The following is a 16,626-nucleotide window of genomic DNA, read 5'->3' as shown; positions in this document are numbered from 1 at the left end:
GCGCCCCTTTCCGGAAGTAATGATGTAGGCTAGCGAAAATTTGTCAAGAGCTAATCATAAGTACCTCACGGAGGGTTGCGAAAGCGAAGATTCCTGTTTGTAATTCGTTACGTCCAGGTTTCGATGTGAAAACCGAGGCCCCCATGAAGCGATGGCTCGCCGCCCTGACCGCCCTCACGACCCTGCTCCTGGGCCAGGCCCTCCCCGCCCAGGCCGCCGCCGGTCCGCCGCCCCGGCCGCCCGCCGGTCCGGCCCCCGACACCTCCCTGACCACCCACGCCTACACCTACGCCAACACGCCGGTCGGCCAGCCCCTCAAGGGGTTCGCGCCCTACCTGTTCCCCGGCGACGACTACGGAGCGAAGTTCCCGGGCGGCGTCCTGTGGAGCTACTTCGCGCTCAACGAGGTCATGAAGGACCCGTCGAGCTGTTCGGTCTTCGACTGGACGGTCTTCGAGAAGGCCCTCGACGAGGCCGCCGTCTGGGGCCGCCAGCTCGCCTTCCGCTTCTACGTGGAGTATCCCGGCGGCACCGGCTCCCACCCGGGCAACGGCATCCCGCCCTGCCTCAACGGCAAGACGGCACTGCGCACCAACGGGTTCTGGGGCACCGTCAGCCCCGACTACGACGACCCCGACGTCGTCGCGGCGTTCATCTCGTTCATCAACGCCTTCGCGGCCCGCTACGACGACGACCCCCGGGCCGGGTTCATGTCGCTGGGCCTGGTCGGCCTATGGGGCGAGTGGCACACCTGGCCGTACGACCGCGACCCCGCCGACGGCTACCCGAACCTGATGCCGAGCGACACCACGATCCGCACCCTGATCAACGCCTACGACTCCGCCTTCGACAACCTCCAGCTGGAGGTGCGCTACCCCGGGCTCGCGGGCGCGGAGACGGCCGCCGGCATCGGCTTCCACGACGACTCGTGGCCGTACAAGGAGTGGCGCGGCAACCAGCTCAAGAGCATGACGCTGCCCCGCTCGATGAACGGCTGGGACGACGCGTTCACCCAGATCATGCTGGACACCGGCACCGAGAACCGGTGGGTCACCCAGTCGATCGGCGGCGAGGCCCGCCCCGAGATCCAGGGTTCGTTGTACGCCAACTACCCCGCCGGCGGCGGCCAGGTCGACGACGTGCTCGCGGCCACCGAGCTCACCCACATCTCGTGGATGATCAACCAGACCGGGGCCGGCGGCTACAGCCCCACCGACCCGAAGGTCGCGGCCGGGGTGCGCAAGATGGGCTACAACCTGCACATCCCGCAGGCCAACTTCAACGCTGCCGCGGGTTCGACGTTCAAGGTCGGGGTGACCGTCCAGAACGACGGGGTGGCCCCGTTCTACTACCCGTGGACATTCGTGCTCGGGCTGCGCAACAGCGCGGGCACCGTGGTGAAGACGTGGGACACCGACTGGGACATCCGGACCGTGCAGCCGCTCCGGATCCGCGCGTTCCCCGACTGGAACACCGCCGACCACCTCGACTTCGGCCGGCCGGTGAACTTCTCGGCGAACCTCAGCACGTCGGGCTTGCCGGCGGGGTCTTATTCGCTGGTGCTGCGGGTGCGGAACCCGCTGGAGGCGGTCACCCAGACCGTGCTGCGCAACCGGCCCGCCGCGACGCGGTTGTCCGACTACACGATCGACCGGTGGCGGCCGCCCTATCCGCTGTCGTTCGCCAACGCCAACCAGGGTTCGGACGGCTGGGTGAACCTGGGCTCGGTCAGCACCGGCGGCGGGCCCTGCACCGGCGACTGCACCGCGCCGACCGCGCCGACGCTGACCTCGACGGGCAGGACCGCCTCGTCGGCGTCGCTGGCGTGGAGCGGGGCGGGCGACAACGTCGGGGTCACCGGCTACCAGGTGTTCCGGGGCGGCGCGCAGGTCGCGACGGTCACCGGGACGACGTACACCGACACCGGGCTGAGCGCCTCGACGAGCTACGCGTACACGGTCAGGGCGCGCGACGCGGCGGGCAACCTGTCGCCGGTCAGCAACACCGTCACCGTCGTCACGGATCCCGGTGCCTCCTCGGGGCTGGTGCTCGACGACTTCGACGGCAATCCGCCATGGCCGTCGCAGAACGATTTCGGCAAGTGGACCGGCGGGAACTGCTTCCTCGACAGCGCCGTCACCGGCGGTGCGCTGAGCCTGCGGTACAACAACTGCGGCTGGTTCGGCAGTGACGTCGGGGTCGACCTGACGTCCAAGACCCACCTGGTGATCAGGGTCAAGGGCGCCTCGGGCGGTGAGCAGACCCACTTCAACCTGGGCCTCGGCGGTTCGACCAAGCTGTTCGCCGACTTCACCCTCGACGGCGGCGGGCATCCGGTGATCACCACGTCCTACCAGGACATCCGCATCCCGATGGCCGCCAACGGCATCAGCCGCAGCTCGCCCAGCCAGCTCGCCATGGGCTTCTGGTACGGCGGCAACTCCACCATCACCATCGACGAGATCCGGTTCGAATGATGCCCAGACGAACGAGCGCCGTGGTCGCGGCGGCGGCCCTGGTCGTGACCGGGCTGGTCATCGGCACCGCCGAGGCGCAGACCCGCACCTACCAGGCTGACCTCGCCACCGTCATCGCCAACCCCGAGCGCGGTTTCCACAACCGCTACGAGATCATCGACGACCCGGCCGTCAACGACTACGTCAACGCGGCCACCATCCCCGGCTTCAACCCCGACCTGCTCGACCGCACCTTCGCGCGGGCCAGGCAGAACGGCAACACGCTCGTCCACAGCTACCTGCACCTCGACAAGTACAGCGGCGCCGACACCCTCCCGCAGGCCCTGCTCGACAACCTGGCGAGCGGCCTCGCGGCGGTGCGCGCGGCCGGCCTGAAGATCGTGCTGCGCCCGGCCTACACCTGGGACGGCTGGGCGTCGGTGCCCGAGGCGCGCATCCTCGGCCACGTCACGCAGGTCGGCGCGGTGCTGACCGCCAACGCCGACGTGGTGGCGCACCTGGAGGCCGGCTACCTGGGCGCGTGGGGCGAGTGGCACACGGGCACCTATTCCGACCCGTTCAACCACGACCAGTACGCCACCCGGCTCCGCATCGTCACGAAGATCCTGGAGACCACCCCGGCCACGATCCCGCTCGCCCTGCGCTATCCGATCTTCATCAAGGAGGTGCTCGACGCGCCCTCGCTCACCCAGGCGCAGAAGGACCGGATCGGCTTCCACAACGACTGCTTCCTGGCCGACTACAACGACATGGGCACCTACGACAACAACTCGTGGATGGGCTGGTTCGACATCGAAGTGAAGAAGCAGTGGATGTACGACCGCGCGACGTCCACCGGCTTCAACGCCATCACCGGCGGCGAGACCTGCAACTCCGACGGCTACAACGACGCGGCCGGGGTCAACGTCCAGGCCGAGATGTCGAAGCTGAACTTCACCGAGATCAACGAGGACTACGCGGCGGTCAACACGAACAAGTGGAAGGCCGCCAACCTGGCGGCCTCCGGCGACGACCCGGCGGAGACGGCGTTCGTCCGGCTCAAGCGCAAGATGGGCTACCGGCTCCGGCTGGTCGACGCGAACCTCTCCGACTCGGTGCAGCCCGGCGGGCAGCTGACCTTCTCCGCCACCCTGCGCAACGACGGCTGGGCCGGCCCGGTCAAGCAGCGCCCGGTGTTCCTGGTGCTCGACGACGGCACCCGCCGCTACGACCTGCCGGTGCCGGGCCTCGACCCGCGCCGCTGGACACCCGGCGCGCACACCCTCGCCACCCAGACGGTGACCGTGCCGTCGACCGTGGTGCCGGGGACCTACCGGCTGGCCCTGTGGCTGCCCGACCAGGCCACCGGGTTGCGGTCGCGGGCGGAGTACTCGATCAGGTTCGCCAACACGGGGACCTGGCACGCGGCGGGCGGCTACAACGTGCTGGCCCCGAGTTTCACCGTCGGCCAGTGCGCCCCCAACTGCCCTTCACCCTCACCTTCACCCTCGCCCAGCCCTTCCCCATCGCCTTCGCCGTCTCCGTCCCCCTCGCCGTCGCCCTCCCCCAGTCCCACCGGCCTGGTCCTGGACGACTTCAACGGCAGCCCGCCATGGCCGTCGCAGAACGATTTCGGCAAGTGGACCGGGGCGAACTGCTTCCTCGACAGCGCCGTCACCGGCGGTGCGCTGAGCCTGCGGTACAACAACTGCGGCTGGTTCGGCAGTGACGTCGGGGTCGACCTGACGTCCAAGACCCACCTGGTGATCAGGGTCAAGGGCGCCTCGGGCGGTGAGCAGACCCACTTCAACCTGGGCCTCGGCGGTTCGACCAAGCTGTTCGCCGACTTCACCCTCGACGGCGGCGGGCACCCGGTCATCACCACCGCCTACCAGGACATCCGCATCCCGATGGCCGCCAACGGCGTCAACCGCAGCTCGCCCAGCCAGCTCGCCATGGGCTTCTGGTACGGCGGCAACTCCACCATCACCATCGACGAGATCCGCTTCGAATAGGAGGGGGCGGCCACCGCCTGCGGGCGGTGGCCGCTCCTCCGGGAGGTTCCGATGACCAGGATCGTCATCACCGGAGCCGGCAACGTCGACCTCACCCGCAAGATCCTCTCGGATCTGTTCTCCGCCCCGGAGCTGGCCGGCGCCCTCCGCGTCGCCCTGCACGACGTCGACCCCGGCCGCCTCGCGACCGCCGAGGCGCTGGCCCGCCGGCTCGACACCGAGAGCGGCGCGCACGCCCGGATCGAGGCCGCCGCGGCCCGGCCCGCGCTGCTCGACGGCGCCGACTTCGTGATCTGCCAGTTCGACGTCGGCGGCTACGACGCCCTCCTGCGCGACCTGGAGATCCCCCGCCGGTACGGCCTCCGCCAGACCCTCGGCGACACGATCGGCGTCGGCGGCGTCTTCCGCGCGCTGCGCACCATCCCCGAGATGCTCGCCCTGGCGGCCGACATGGCCCGGCGCTGCCCGGACGCCTGGTTGCTCACCTACACCGACCCGATGGCCGCGCTCTGCTGGGCCGTCAGGGCGGGCAGCCCGCTGCGGAACGTCGCGGGCCTGTGCCACGCCGTCCGCGACACCCACGCCCTGCTGGCCGACCTGGTCGGCCGCGAACTGGCGGAGATCGACTTCCGTACGGCCGGGGTCACCCACCAGGCCTTCGTGTTGCGGTTCGAGAGCGGCGGCCGCTCGCTCTACCCCGACCTCGATCCGCTGATCGCGGGCGACGACGACGTGCGGAGCGAGATCTACCGCCGCTTCGGCCACTATCCGACCGAGTCGAGCGAGCACGCCGCGGAGTACGTGCCGTGGTTCCTCCCGCACGAGAGCGAGGTGCGGCGGCTCGGCCTGCCGGTCGACGAGGCGCTGCGGCGCGGCGCCCGCAAGCTCGACGCCTACGAGCGGCTGCGCGGCGCGCTGGCCTCCGGCGAGCCGCTGCTGGCGCAGTGGAAGCACTTCGAGATGGCCTCGGAGGTGATCCACTCGATGGTCACCGGCACACCGCGCGAGGTCTACCTGACCCTGCCGAACGAGGGGCTCATCGACAACCTGCCCCCGGCGGCGTGCGTGGAGGTCCCCGCCCGGGTCGACGGCGCGGGCGTGCGCCCGGTGCCGATCGGGGCGCTGCCGGTCCAGCTGGCGGCGTTGAACCGGACCTACCTCAATGTGGTTGAGTTGACCGTGACCGCGGCCCTGGAGCAGAGACGATCGGCGGTGTACCAAGCGGTGATGCTCGACCCTGCCACCTCCGCCGCCCTGCCCCCGGCGGCGATCGAGGCGTTGTGCGACGAACTGATCGCGGCGCACGGCGCGCTGCTGCCGCCGGGCCTGCGGGGCGGACGCCGATGACCGAGGTGGCGGACGTCGCGGCCGACACCCGCCGCGAGCGCATCGTCTCGATGGTGCTGGAGCACGAGTTCGTCCGGGTGACCGACCTGGCCGGGCTGTTCGGCGTCACCAGCGTGACCATCCGCGCCGACCTCGAACTGCTCGACCGGCAGGGCTCGCTGCGCCGCGTCCGGGGCGGCGCGATCCCGGCCAGGCCCACCCGGCAGGCCGAACCGTCGTTCGAGGTGTCGCTCGGCAGCGCCGCCGTCGAGAAGACCCGGCTGGCCCGCCACGCCGCCGCCCTCGTGGTCAGCGGCGAGAGCCTGGTCATCGACGCCGGCACCACCACGACGTTCCTGGCCAGGGCCCTGGTCGCCCGGCCCGAGCTGACCGACGTCGTCGTGTTCACCAACAGCCTGCGGGTGGCGGTCGAGCTGGAGCCCGCGATCCCCCGCGTCACCGTGCTGCTCACCGGCGGCACGCTGCGGCCGGCGACCCACGCGCTGGTCGACCCGATGGGGGCGCTGATGCTCGACCGCATCAACGCCGACACGGTGTTCCTGGCCTGTCACGGGGTCGACGCCGTCTCGGGCGTCACGGGCGTGAACCTGCTGGAGGCCGAGATGAGACGCCGGATGCTGGGGGCCGCGCGGCGTCACGTGGTGGTGGCCGACTCGTCGAAGCTGGGCCGTACGGGGCTGGCCCCGGTCTGCGCCCTGCCCGAGGTCGACCTCCTGATCACCGGCGCGGAGGCCGACCCGGGCACCGTCGCGGCGCTGCGCGACGAAGGTCTCACGATCGACCTGGTGCCGTGATCGACGCGAACTACGCGCACCCGAGGCTGGCCGCCGTCTACGATCCGCTCGACCCCGGCCGGGGCGACCTCGACGCCTATCTCGCGATGGCCGCGGAGTTCGGCGCGCGGTCGGTCGTGGACGTCGGGTGCGGCACCGGCGTGTTCGCGTTGCTGCTGGCCGGACGCGGGATCGCGGTCACCGCGATCGATCCCGCGAAGGCGTCGGTCGACGTCGCGCGGGGCAAGCCGGGCGCCGAACAGGTGCGCTGGCTCGACGGCGACGCGGGCGACCTGCCGCCCCTGGGGGCCGACCTGGCGACGATGACCGGCAACGCCGTCCAGGCGATCGTCGACGCCGACGCGTGGCGCCGGACGCTGCGCGGCGTGTTCCGGGCGCTGCGGCCCGGCGGGCGGTTCGTCTTCGAGACGCGCGACCCGGCGCGGCGGGTGTGGGAGGAGTGGGCCGGGTGGAGCCGCGCGACCACCCACCGCGTGACCGACATCCCGGGTGCCGGCCGGGTCGAGACCTGGCGCGAGCTGACCGGGGTGCGCCTGCCGCTGGTGAGCTTCCGGGGCGTGCACGTGTTCGCGTCCGACGGGGCGGTGGTGGTCTCCGAATCGACGCTGCGGTTCCGTGAGCGCGCCGAGGTCGAGGCCGACCTGCGGGAGCACGGTTTCGCCGTCGACGAGGTGCGCGGCGCGCCCGACCGGCCCGGCATGGAGCTCGTCTTCGTGGCGCGGCGGCCCGGGGCCGCGTCTACCTGATTGTCCCGCTCGCGGCTATCGCCCCGCTTCGGGGCGAGCGGCGAGCCTGGTGGCCATGAGGGGGATCTTCTTCCGGCGGCCCGAGGTCCGCGAGCTCGCGACCGCGTCCGCCGAATGGGCCGGGCGGCGCGGCCTGCGGCTGCGGCTGACCGGCGACCTGCACCGCTGGGCCGAGGTCGTCGGCGCGGCCATGGGGGCCGACGGCGTCAACCCGACCTTCGACCCCGCCCGCAGCCGGATCGTCCCCGGCTCGGCCTTCCACCTGTCCGCGCTCGACGCGGGCGGCGAGGTGGTCGCCTGCGGCGCGGGGCGGGTGTTCGTGACCCGCGACTTCGCCGCGCTGGTCGAGTCGCTCGCGTTGTGGTTCGACCCGGTCCCGCCCGAGATGGCGGCCGGGATCGAGCTCGCCACGCCGGTGCCCGCGTTGTCGGGCCGGATCGCCCACGTCGGCGGGTTGTGGGTGCATCCCCGGTTGCGCGGCTCGGGGTTGTCGCGCACGATGGCGCGGCTGATCCGCGCGACGGCGCTCGACCTGTTCGACGCCGACTGGGACACCTGGGTCGCCTTCGAGGACGTCGCGTTCCGGTCCACCTACGGCACGGCCACGACGGTCCTGTGCGTCGACGGCTTCTTCCCGCCGCGCGGGCGCGCCGAGCGGGTCTTCCTCAGCTACGCGACCGGCGCCCAGGTCCTGGACGTCGTGCGCGGCACCGTCGGCTACACGGCGGTGTGACGTGGACGAATGGCGCCCCGCCCTGCTGACCGAGACCCAGGCCGAGGAACTGCTCGGCTCGGGTGCGGTCCGCCGCGTCCACGACCCTCTCGGCGACGGGACCTGGGTCTGGTACCCGTGGTCGGCGGTGCTGGTGCGCACCCACCCGGCCGAGGAGTTCCGGCGGCTGCGCACCGACCGCAACCGGAACAAGATCACCCCCGCGGAGCAGCGGCGGCTCGGCGCGGCCCGGATCGGCGTGGTCGGCCTGTCGGTCGGCAACGGCACCGCGCTCACCCTGACGATGGAGGGCGTCGGCGGGTCGTTCAGGATCGCCGACTTCGACCGGCTCGACCTGACGAACCTCAACCGGATCCGCGCCGGGCTGCCCGACCTCGGCCTGGAGAAGACGGTCGTGACCGCCCGCCAGATGTACGAGATCGACCCCTACCTCGACGTCGAGACCTTCCCCGAAGGGGTCACCCCGGCCAACGTCGAGGTGTTCCTCGACGGCCTCGACCTCGTCGTCGAGGAGTGCGACGACCTCTACGCGAAGGTGGCCGTGCGCGAACGCGCACGCGACCTGCGCATCCCGGTGCTGATGAGCACGAGCGACCGCGGCATGCTCGACGTCGAGCGCTTCGACCTCGAACCCGGCCGCCCGATCTTCCACGGCCGCCTCGGCGACGTCAGCGCCGACGACCTGATCGGGCTGGCGCCCAAGGACAAGATCCGGTACGTCCTGGCGATGTTCGACTCGCTGAGCCCCCGGATGCGGGCGTCCCTGCCGGAGGTCGGCCGGACCCTGGCGAGCTGGCCGCAGCTGGCCTCCGACGTGGCGGTGGGCGCGGGCGCGGTCACCGACGCCGCCCGGCGGCTGCTGCTCGGCGAACCGGTCGCGTCGGGGCGTTACCACCTCGACCCGGCCGCGCTGTACGGGTGATCAGGTGAGCAGGGTGTGGGCCAGGCCGATCGCGGCCCCCGCGGCGATGAACCAGGCGTTGTTGAGCCGGGTCGTCCAGAGCAGCACCAGCGTGACCGCGGCGACGGCGACGGTCAGCGGGTCGACGATCGCGGTGACGCCGAGTTGCCAGGAGACCCCGGCCATGAGGGCGAGGGCGGCGGCGTTGAGGCCGTCGAGGAGCGCGGAGGTCCACTCGGCGGCGCGGAGCCGGTCGGTGAGCCGGGTGAGCAGGCCGACGAAGACGAACGACGGCAGGAAGATCGCCACGGTGGCCAGGAACGCGCCGAGCGGACCGGCGACCAGGTAGCCGATGAAGGTCGCGGTGGTGAAGACGGGCCCGGGGGTCACCTGGCCGATGGAGACGGCGTCGGCGAGCTGCCGGCCGCTGATCCAGCCGAGCCGTTCGACGAAGTCGCCGCGCAGGAAGGCGAGCAGGACGTAGCCGCTGCCGTACAGGACCGAACCGATCTTCAGCATGGTCAGGAACAGCTGCGTGAGCTGCCCGCCGGTCGGGTCGGGGAAGACGGGCAGGCCGCCGGCCACCGGCCCGAGGAGCGGCACGGCGAGCAGGCCCCGGCGGGCGGCCGTCGTGGCGGCGGCCAGCAGCGCGCCCGAGGCCAGGATCAGCAGCTCGTTGACGCCGAGGAAGTAGGCGGCCAGGGCCGCGACCGCCAGGACCGCGAGCCAGAGGTTCTTGATCGCGGTGCGCAGCAGGCCGGTCAGCGCGTGCACGATGATCGCGATGACGGCCGGCACCACCCCGTAGAGCACGCCCCGGATCTCGGGGGTGCCGCCGTAGGTGACGTACACCCAGGCCAGGGCCGTCACCATGAGCGCGGCCGGCACGATGAAGCAGACCCCGGCCACCAGCAGCCCGCGCCAGCGGGCCCGGTCGTAGCCGAGGTGGATGGCCAGCTCGGTGGAGTTGGGGCCGGGGATGAGGTTGGTCGCGCCCATCAGGTCGACGAACCGCTGGTCGCTCACCCAGCCCCGGCGGCGCACCAGTTCGTCGCGCATCATCGCGGTGTGCGCGGCGGGCCCGCCGAAGGCGATGACACCCAGCTTGAGGAAGACGGCCGTCACCTCGCCCAGCCGGTGGCGGCCCGTCATGCGAGCTCGGGGCAGGTGCAGTCGGTCAGGCTGTCGCAGCGGGCGGCGACCACCCGGCTCAGCGCCCGCCGGACGCCGGCCAGGCCGGCGATCTTCGCGTCGATCTCGGCGATCTTGGCGCGGGCCCGGTCGCGGAGGTCCGGGGTCGACCGGCCGGTCGCCAGCAGGCCGGCCACCTCGTCGAGGGTGAAGCCGAGCCGCTGCGCGGCCTTGATCGCGCCGACGAGGGCGACCGTGTCGGGCGGATAGCAGCGGTGGCCGCCGAGGCTGCGGCCCGGCTCGGCGATCAGTCCGCGCCGCTCGTAGTAGCGCAGCGTCTGGACGTTCACCCCGGCCCGTTCGGCCACCTGCCCGGTGCGCAGGTACGACCCGTCCATCGCGGATTCTCCTCTCGTCAGCGGCCGGCGGCGCGGGCCTCGATCGCGTCGAGCACGTCTTCGTGCCCGGGTGGCACCGTCGCGTCCAGCGTGAGGCCGCCGTCGGCGACGGTGAGGGTGAAGGTGAAGAACGAGCAGCAGCCGTGCTCCCGGACCGCCAGGTGGGCGGCGCGGGCAGCGTACCCGGGTTCGTGGGCGAGCTCGAACCGCAGCCGCTCCGGGCTTTCGCGCCGCACGCCGCGCACCGCCTCGGCGAACAACGTGTCGAACTCGGCGACGCGCAGCGGCCGTTCGGCGGTGGGCAGGGTGCAGGCGGAGATGTCAGGCGTCATGCCCCGACGGTAAGGCTGTACGTGGGTACCGGATGCAAGCCGCCAGCCGGAACCGGGTGAACTCGGCGGCGAGCGCCTCGGGCGGGTAGTGGGCGTTCAGCCCGCTGGGGTTCGGCAGCACCCACACCCGCGCCCCGGCGAGGCGGCCGGGCTGCGGGCCGATGGTCGCGCCCGGCACGCCGAAGGCCCGGCGGTAGCCGGTGACGCCCAGCAGGGCCAGCCATCGCGGGCGCAGGGGCGCCATGCGGGCGACCAGGTCGCGGCCGCCGGCGACGTACTCCCCGGTGGCGAGGTCGGCGGCCTTGGACGTCGCCCGGCGGACGATCGTGGTCAGCCCGAGGCCGAGGGGCAGCAGGTCGCGTTCGTCCTCGGGGCGCAGCAGCCGGGGCGTGAACCCGGAGCGGTGCAGGGCGGGCCACATCCGGTTCCCCGGGGTGGCGAAGCTGTGCCCCCGCGCGGCCGAGGTGAGGCCGGGGTTGATGCCGACGAAGACGACGTCCAGGTCTTCGGCGAGGACGTCGGGCAGCGGGTTCACGTCGCCATCCGGTGGCGGCGGACCTTGGCCCGGTTGCCGCAGATCGCCATGGAGCACCAGCGCCTGCGGCGGGACTTGGTGGTGTCGTAGAACCACAGGCCGCAGGTCACGTCGTCGCACACCCGGACCAGCGCCCGGTCGCCGTGGACGAACAGGTCGGCGACCGCCTCCGCGACCGGGGCGAGCAGCGCCTCGGGGCTCCCCCACGCGCGGCGCGGCCGGTAGGCGAGCCCGCCGTCGGCGGGCACGACCTCGTCCCAGCGCCGGCCGACCCGGACCAGCCCGTTCAGCGCGGCCAGGGTCGCGTCATCGGGGGCGCCGGGCGTGCCGGCCGCCCACGCGGCGATCACCGGGCGCAGCGTGTCGCGCAGGCCGACGGCGGCGCGGGCGGCGGCGTCGAGGCCCGGGTCGGTCTCGGCGGCCGCCCTGTCGCCGGCGTCGACGAGGTGTTCGGCTTCCAGCCAGTCGAGGTAGGCCGTGCCGTCGCCGAGGAGCTCGAACGTCTCCCGGTGGAAGACGAGGTGGCTGTTGAGGAAATCGAGGGCGGGGTGTCCGCCCAGTCCGATCAGCGTGTCCGGCTGCACCCTCCCAGTGTAACCCTCTTTATCTCATTTGACAGGTTACGGAGCGACTGTAACCCGTGGGTTGCATCTCAGGGGGACGACCATGACCGACGACCTGCACGCCAAGGCCCGCGCGTTCGCGACCTGCACGCCGACGGGATCCTGCTGCTGCCCAACGCCTGGGACGCCGGCAGCGCCGCGATGATCGCCGCCGCCGGGGCCAAGGCACCAGCGCCGGGGTGTCGTGGGCCCTCGGCCGCCCCGACGACCAGCACCTGACCCGCGCCGAGGCCGCCGACGCCGTCGCCCGCATCACCGCCGCCGTCGAGCTGCCCGTCACGGCCGACATCGAGGGCGGCTACGGCCCCGGCCCGGAGGACGTCGCCGAGAGCGTGACAGCGGTGATCGGCGCGGTCGGCGTCAACCTGGAGGACTGCACCGCGCCCGGCGGCCCGCTCTTCGACGTCGCCGACCAGGCCGGACGTATCCGCGCGGCCCGTCAGGCGGCCGCCGACGCGGGCCTGCCCGAACTGCTGATCAACGCCCGCACGGACGTCTTCCTGTTCGGGATCGGCGACCCGGCCGGCCGCCTCGACGACGTGGTGACCCGCGCCGCCGCCTACGCGGAGGCGGGCGCCGACAGCCTGCTCGTGCCCGGCCTCCTCGACCTGGCGACGCTGGCCGAACTCGTGTCCCGGACGTCGCTGCCGGTCAACGCGATGGCCGGCCCCGGCGCCCCGGACGTCGAGGCGCTGCGGAAGGCGGGCGTGCGGCGGGTCAGCCTCGGGTCGTCGATCTCGCAGGCGGCCTACGGCCTGGCCGGGAGGGCCGCCGCCGAGATCCTCACGTCGGGCACGTACGGGGCGCTCGCGGACGCGGCGGACTTCGGGGTGGTGAACAGCGCGTTCGAATCCGTCGGATGATGGAGGGATGAACGCACTCACCCATCGCCTGGTCGAGACCGCCGCCGGCCGCATCCACCTGGTGGAGCAGGGGTCGGGGCCGCTGGTGCTGCTCGTGCACGGGTTCCCCGAGTCGTGGTACTCGTGGCGGCGGCAGATCCCGGTGCTGGCCGAGGCCGGATACCGCGTCGCGGCCGTCGACGTGCGGGGTTACGGCCGCTCGTCCAAGCCCCACGACGTGGCGGCCTACCGGATGGTGGAGCTGGTCGAGGACAACGTCGCGGTGGTCCAGGCGCTGGGCGAACAGTCGGCGGTGGTCGTCGGGCACGACTGGGGCTCGTCGATCGCCGCCCACTCCGCCCTCCTGCGGCCCGACGTCTTCCGCGCGGTCGGCCTGCTGAGCGTCGCCTACGCCCCGCGCGGCGGGCCCCGCCCCACCGAGATCTTCGCGGCGATGGGCGGCGACGACGAGTTCTACATCAGCTACTTCCAGGAGCCCGGCCGGGCCGAGGCCGAGATCGAACCCGACGTGCGCGGCTGGCTCGCCGGCTTCTACGCCGCCCTGTCGGCCGACACGATGCCGCACACGACCGACCCCCACTTCGTCTCCGGGGGCGGCAGGCTGCGCGACCGGTTCCCCGCCGACCGGCTGCCCGCCTGGCTGAGCGAAGCCGACCTCGACGTCTACGCCGCCGAGTTCGAACGCACCGGCCTGCGCGGCGCCCTCAACCGCTACCGGAACATGGACCGCGACTGGGAGGACCTGGCCGAGTTCGACGGCGCCCCCATCACCCAGCCGTCGCTGTTCGCCGCCGGCGCCCTCGACGCCACCGTGACGTGGATGGCCGGCGCCATCGCCGCCTACCCGACCACGCTGCCGGGCCTGGTCTCCTCCCACGTGCTCGACGGCTGCGGCCACTGGATCCAGCAGGAACGCCCCGAAGAGGTCAACCGCATCCTGACCGACTGGCTGACCACCCTGTGAGCGACGTCGACTTCACCCCCCTCCGGGTGACCCACCGGACACTCGGACGGGACGTCTCCGACCGCATCCGCGCCTGGGCCAAGGACCAGGGCCACCCGGTCAGCGAACGCGGCCGGGTCGCCCAGGTGTTCGTGGACGCCTTCCTCGCCGCCCACCCGGAGGTCTGGGACGAGGCCGACACGTACGAGCTGGTCCACGCCACCGCCCGGACCCCCGGCCCGTCGCCGGACGACTACGCGTGGGAGAGCCGGAGCGAGCTCGGCGACGTCTACACCGTCGTCTTCGTCCGCGACCTCGACGAACACGAGACGCTGCGGCGGCTCGGCGCGGCCGACGCGGACATCCGGCAGATCGACGTCGACGACCACACCTACTACCCCGAGGGCCCCCAGATCGTCACCGTCCGCCGGATCGGCGGCTGGACCGTCGCCGTCGAGGACTTCGGCTGGCGCGGCTCCGAGCCCGAGACCCTGTCCGCCCTCTCACGCGACGGGGGCGAGGCCGTGTCGGTGCTCCGGCACGACTACGCCCACCATCGGCTCTCCTACGCCGTCGACGGCCACGTCGTGACCGCCCTCGACCCGGGCTACCCCGTCCGCCGGTCAGGGACCGACCCCGGCCGGCTCGACCGGCATCTGCGCGAGCTGGGCGTCGACCCGGCCGCCGACGACTCCCTCGACAACGCCCACCCGATGGCCCTGGCTCTCGCCTCCCGGGTGACGGGTGTGGTGATCACCCCGGCCGACCTACGCCGGCCGGTCCTCGGCGCCGCGATCCGTACTGATCGTCACTGACTGGGCCCGGTGGTCGGACAGGCCGCGCGGGTCTGAAAGGTCGCTCTGGTGGATCGTCAGCCCTCTCGTGAACGTCCAGTCGAGTTGCCACAGGGGGAGCACGCCCGCGTACCACGACGTCGGGAAGATCGAACGGTTCGCCGTGTTGGCGCTCGTCAGCCGGTCGAACAGCGGGCGCAGCTCCCCCATCGCGCCGGTGCTGTTGAAGTCGCCGCTGACCAGGGCCGCCGACGGGTTGGCGGCGAGGTCGGCCAGCAGTGCGCCGAACTGGGTGTCGCGGCGGTCGCCGCGGCTGCGCAGCTCGGTGTAGAAGCGGGTGGTGAACGGGTTCTCGTTCAGGACGTACTGGGCCGGGATGTGCACGTTGTAGACCGACAGCGTCGACGGGCCGATCCGCAGGTCGGTGCGGAGGATCTTGGCGAGGTCGAAGGCCGCCTGCCACGACGGGCCGGCCGGGTCGACGACCGGGCGGGCGGCCACGATGGGGAAGCGCGACACCGTGACGAGTTCGCCCTCGGCCGCGAGGTGGTAGCCGGGGAACTCCCGTTTCAGGGCCGCCAGGTCGTCGACCTCGCGGGGGCGGTCGCCGACCCAGTTCAGGTACTCCTGGAGCACGTAGACGTCGGCGTGCTGGTCGGTGAGGAAGCGGTAGAAGGCCGCCGGGTCGTCGTCCTGGTGCCAGTATTCGGTGTTCCACGAGAAGACCCGCACCGCTCCGGCCGGGGGCGGGCCGCCGGGGGCGGTCAGGGCGGCGGGGTTGAGGCCGCCGTGCGGGACTCCCAGCAGCAGCGAACCGGCGGCCAGCAGGGCCGCGCGGCCTCGGCACCGGGCGGCCGCCAGCAGGGTCACCGGGACGGCCAGATAGAGGGCGGGCGGGATCAGGTCGGGGATCAGCCACAACCAGAACCGGCCGCTGAGCAGGTGGTGCAGGATCACGAAGCCGAGCCAGCCGGCCGCCGCGATCCCGGCCGCCTTCCTCAACGGGCCGGCTCGGGGGTGCGGGCGTCGTACAGGCGCCGGAAGGAAGGGGACGCCAGCCACTGGAGGGCGCCGGCCGCGACGCCCGCGAGGATGGCGAGGCCGACCACGAAGTGGACGGCGACGAAGTAGGCGCCGAACAGCGGGCACTTGCGGGCGAAGACGAACCGGAACATGCCCGCGTCGCCGAGCGCCCAGGCGGCCAGGAACGCGGCCGGGAGCGCCGCCCACCACGGGCCCAGCAGGAACGGCGCGGGGAGGGTGAGCACCGCGAGCGCCGACGCCAGTGACGCCAGCGCCCGCGCGGGGGTCTCGTAGCCCTGGGCGAAGCGGCGGCGGCGGGCGTAGAGGGGGACGCGCATGCGGCCGCGCTGGAACAGCTTGCGCAGCAGGGTCGGGAGTTCGCGGTCGTGGCCCATCCGGCCGCGGACGGCGCGCGTGATCCGCACCCGGTAATGATCGCTGAGACGACGCCCGTAGTCGACCTCCTCGGTGTGGCGCAGATCGGGGTTGAACGGGCCGGTCTCGCGGAACACCGAGGCGCGGATGGCGAACATCGCCGACCACAGGAACGACACCTCGCCCTCCGACGCGATCGACCAGTAGTGGTGCTGGTGGGCGCGGTAGTCCTCGACGCGGGTCGAGCGGATCAGCGGGTCGGGGTCCTCGATGCCGCAGACCGCGCCGAGCGCCGGGTCGGCCGCCAGCATCGCCACGGCGGTGGCGACCGCGTCGGGGGCCAGGGCGACGTCGGAGTCGACGAAGAAGAGGATCTCCCCGTTCGCGTGCGCCGCGCCCAGGTTCCTGGCGACGGCGGGGCCGCTGTTGCCGGGGGTGCGCAGCACCGGCACGCCCGCCGACGCGGCGACGCCGGCCGAGCCGTCGGTGCTGCAGTCGTCCACGACGACGACCTCCAGCGGCGTGTGGGTCTGATCCCGGATCGCCGCCAGGACCAGCGGGAGGAACCGGGCGTGGTTGTAGGTCGGCACGATCACGGTGACCAGGGGGGCTTCCAT

17 protein-coding genes are annotated in these 16,626 nt (G+C 72.6%); 10 read left to right on the top strand and 7 right to left on the bottom strand.

Annotation, left to right across the window (positions count from 1 at the left end; translation table 11 throughout):
• Nucleotides 1-143 precede the first annotated feature (143 nt).
• From AW274_RS16950 to AW274_RS16920, 7 genes are read left to right on the top strand one after another with little or no spacing between them, the layout of a single operon-like run.
• Nucleotides 144-2,477: a DUF4832 domain-containing protein gene (locus tag AW274_RS16950; protein WP_062432823.1), complete on the top strand. Its 2,334-nt coding sequence runs from the start codon at nucleotides 144-146 to the stop codon at nucleotides 2,475-2,477.
• On the top strand, nucleotides 2,477-4,471 hold the full coding sequence (locus AW274_RS16945) for a DUF4832 domain-containing protein (RefSeq protein ID WP_198169257.1): 1,995 nt from the start codon (nucleotides 2,477-2,479) through the stop codon (nucleotides 4,469-4,471). The genes AW274_RS16950 and AW274_RS16945 overlap by 1 nt, the downstream gene beginning before the upstream one ends.
• 51 nt (nucleotides 4,472-4,522) lie before the next feature.
• On the top strand, nucleotides 4,523-5,818 hold the full coding sequence (locus tag AW274_RS16940; RefSeq protein ID WP_062432817.1) for a family 4 glycosyl hydrolase: 1,296 nt from the start codon (nucleotides 4,523-4,525) through the stop codon (nucleotides 5,816-5,818).
• Complete coding sequence (locus AW274_RS16935) at nucleotides 5,815-6,612, top strand: DeoR/GlpR family DNA-binding transcription regulator (RefSeq protein ID WP_062432812.1); 798 nt, start codon at nucleotides 5,815-5,817, stop codon at nucleotides 6,610-6,612. The genes AW274_RS16940 and AW274_RS16935 overlap by 4 nt, the downstream gene beginning before the upstream one ends.
• Nucleotides 6,609-7,358: a class I SAM-dependent methyltransferase gene (locus AW274_RS16930; RefSeq protein WP_062432797.1), complete on the top strand. Its 750-nt coding sequence runs from the start codon at nucleotides 6,609-6,611 to the stop codon at nucleotides 7,356-7,358. The genes AW274_RS16935 and AW274_RS16930 overlap by 4 nt, the downstream gene beginning before the upstream one ends.
• A 55-nt stretch (nucleotides 7,359-7,413) precedes the next feature.
• Entirely contained in the window at nucleotides 7,414-8,091 is a 678-nt protein-coding gene (locus AW274_RS16925) for a hypothetical protein (protein ID WP_062432794.1), read from the top strand.
• A gap of 1 nt (nucleotide 8,092) precedes the next feature.
• Nucleotides 8,093-9,013, top strand: coding sequence for a ThiF family adenylyltransferase (locus AW274_RS16920; RefSeq protein ID WP_083974381.1), 921 nt, complete (start codon nucleotides 8,093-8,095; stop codon nucleotides 9,011-9,013).
• Here the strand turns inward: AW274_RS16920 and chrA are convergent, their stop codons facing one another.
• From chrA to AW274_RS41995, 5 genes are read right to left on the bottom strand one after another with little or no spacing between them, the layout of a single operon-like run.
• Nucleotides 9,014-10,144 (bottom strand): chromate efflux transporter, encoded by a 1,131-nt coding sequence (chrA, locus tag AW274_RS16915; protein WP_062432791.1) that lies wholly within the window; start codon nucleotides 10,142-10,144, stop codon nucleotides 9,014-9,016. It lies immediately after the preceding gene.
• Nucleotides 10,141-10,521 (bottom strand): MerR family transcriptional regulator, encoded by a 381-nt coding sequence (locus tag AW274_RS16910; RefSeq protein ID WP_062432789.1) that lies wholly within the window; start codon nucleotides 10,519-10,521, stop codon nucleotides 10,141-10,143. The genes chrA and AW274_RS16910 overlap by 4 nt, the downstream gene beginning before the upstream one ends.
• A 17-nt stretch (nucleotides 10,522-10,538) precedes the next feature.
• Complete coding sequence (locus tag AW274_RS16905) at nucleotides 10,539-10,853, bottom strand: hypothetical protein (RefSeq protein WP_062432786.1); 315 nt, start codon at nucleotides 10,851-10,853, stop codon at nucleotides 10,539-10,541.
• A complete protein-coding gene (gene mug, locus AW274_RS16900) occupies nucleotides 10,843-11,388 on the bottom strand; it encodes a G/U mismatch-specific DNA glycosylase (RefSeq protein WP_232320154.1) in 546 nt (181 codons plus the stop codon). The genes AW274_RS16905 and mug overlap by 11 nt, the downstream gene beginning before the upstream one ends.
• Nucleotides 11,385-11,972 carry a CGNR zinc finger domain-containing protein gene (locus tag AW274_RS41995; protein ID WP_062432783.1) on the bottom strand — a complete coding sequence of 196 codons (588 nt, stop codon included), beginning with the start codon at nucleotides 11,970-11,972 and terminating at the stop codon, nucleotides 11,385-11,387. The genes mug and AW274_RS41995 overlap by 4 nt, the downstream gene beginning before the upstream one ends.
• Nucleotides 11,973-12,190: 218 nt before the next feature.
• Here AW274_RS41995 and AW274_RS16890 point away from each other — a divergent pair, with 218 nt between their 5' ends.
• Genes AW274_RS16890 through AW274_RS16880 form a run of 3 tightly spaced genes read left to right on the top strand, consistent with a single transcriptional unit; the run spans nucleotide 12,191 to nucleotide 14,632 of the window.
• Complete coding sequence (locus AW274_RS16890) at nucleotides 12,191-12,874, top strand: isocitrate lyase/PEP mutase family protein (protein ID WP_232320153.1); 684 nt, start codon at nucleotides 12,191-12,193, stop codon at nucleotides 12,872-12,874.
• Nucleotides 12,875-12,881: 7 nt separating this feature from the next.
• A complete protein-coding gene (locus AW274_RS16885; RefSeq protein ID WP_062432780.1) occupies nucleotides 12,882-13,838 on the top strand; it encodes an alpha/beta fold hydrolase in 957 nt (318 codons plus the stop codon).
• Nucleotides 13,835-14,632, top strand: coding sequence for a DUF6461 domain-containing protein (locus AW274_RS16880; RefSeq protein ID WP_062432777.1), 798 nt, complete (start codon nucleotides 13,835-13,837; stop codon nucleotides 14,630-14,632). The genes AW274_RS16885 and AW274_RS16880 overlap by 4 nt, the downstream gene beginning before the upstream one ends.
• On the opposite strand, the gene AW274_RS16875 is transcribed toward AW274_RS16880, so the two are convergent.
• Complete coding sequence (locus AW274_RS16875) at nucleotides 14,585-15,613, bottom strand: endonuclease/exonuclease/phosphatase family protein (protein WP_062432774.1); 1,029 nt, start codon at nucleotides 15,611-15,613, stop codon at nucleotides 14,585-14,587. The two genes, AW274_RS16880 and AW274_RS16875, sit on opposite strands and share 48 nt — an antisense overlap.
• Nucleotides 15,610-16,626 (bottom strand): glycosyltransferase family 2 protein, encoded by a 1,017-nt coding sequence (locus AW274_RS16870; protein WP_062432771.1) that lies wholly within the window; start codon nucleotides 16,624-16,626, stop codon nucleotides 15,610-15,612. The genes AW274_RS16875 and AW274_RS16870 overlap by 4 nt, the downstream gene beginning before the upstream one ends.

The sequence above is a fragment of the Herbidospora daliensis genome, assembly GCF_001570585.1.
GTDB classification, from domain to species: domain Bacteria; phylum Actinomycetota; class Actinomycetes; order Streptosporangiales; family Streptosporangiaceae; genus Herbidospora; species Herbidospora daliensis.
Note: the sequence above shows the minus strand (reverse complement) of the source record. Positions and strands in the feature narration are given on the sequence as shown.